This is a genomic window from Enterobacter sp. PGRG2, from assembly GCF_030291195.1.
Classification (GTDB): domain Bacteria; phylum Pseudomonadota; class Gammaproteobacteria; order Enterobacterales; family Enterobacteriaceae; genus Enterobacter_D.
The window spans coordinates 2,972,645-2,973,569 of the sequence record NZ_CP127837.1 but is presented as its reverse complement, the minus strand read 5'-3'; the positions used below and the strand labels follow the sequence as shown (position 1 = coordinate 2,973,569).

The window sequence follows — 925 nt, the reverse complement described above, 5'->3', positions numbered from 1 at the left end:
GCTTTATTTTGACGTCATACCCTTCGAGTCCGGTCATCGTCTCGCGGGGAACAAATTCTATCTCAGAAACCTCTTTCTCGGTTTTCTTCCTGATCTCAGCGATTTTTTTAGCTATCAGCGCGGAAATCTCTTCTTCAGCTTTACGTGTCAGTTCTTCTTGTTTCATCGCTTGCTACTCCTTTAATACTGTTCCGCACACATCAGATGCCAGAACTCTCATCTAACTAAGATTAACCTGTTATAAAGCTTAGGTTATCTTCCCTGATGGCGTCCAGAAATCAGAAAATGACGGGTTTTAAAGCCATTAAAGCGGCGAAAAAAAGGCCCGCATTAGCGGGCCAACGTAAAAACAAGGCTAACAATTACGCTTTGTGTTCGAGCACTTTTTGGTTGTTTCCGATAGCGATTTTTTTCGGTTTTTCACTCTCAGGGATTTCCTGATGAATATCTAACGTCAGTAGTCCGTCCGCCAGGCTGGCATTACTGACTTTGGCATGTTCCGGCAGAGAGAAACTCAGCTGGAAATCCTGCCGGTAGATGCCGCGATGGATCCAGCTCTCCTGTTCACTGGAGGACTCTTCTTCACGTTTACCGGAAATTGTCAGGTTTCCACTGACCGTTTCAATTTCCAGCTCGCTCTCCTTCCAGCCGGGCACGCTTACCGAAATCATATAGTGGTTGGCATCCCGTTTTTTCACGTCGTAGGACGGCGCTGCCGCCACCGGCGTATCACCGGTAAGCTGGCTGAACAACCTGTCGATGCGGTTAAAGCGATCGGAAAAAAGGGAATCAGCTAATGTTGGAAAGGCTGACAAAGTTCTGAGTGCCATGATTAATCTCCCGAATTCCTGTTCAAAAGTTTAATGTTCAGGCAAGCATTGCTTGTCCGTGAATAAAAATAATATCTGCTGGCGGATTTTCAAGC

The 925-nt window shown here is 46.2% G+C and carries 2 protein-coding genes; both read right to left on the bottom strand.

The features are described 5' to 3' along the window. The coding region (locus QRD42_RS13190) for a GnsA/GnsB family addiction module toxin (protein ID WP_321988763.1) at nucleotides 1-166 on the bottom strand (166 nt) is incomplete at its 3' end. A gap of 196 nt (nucleotides 167-362) precedes the next feature. Beyond that, nucleotides 363-830, bottom strand: a complete 468-nt coding sequence (locus QRD42_RS13185) for an Hsp20 family protein (protein ID WP_321987311.1) — start codon at nucleotides 828-830, stop codon at nucleotides 363-365. Between the last annotated feature and the right edge of the window lie 95 nt (nucleotides 831-925).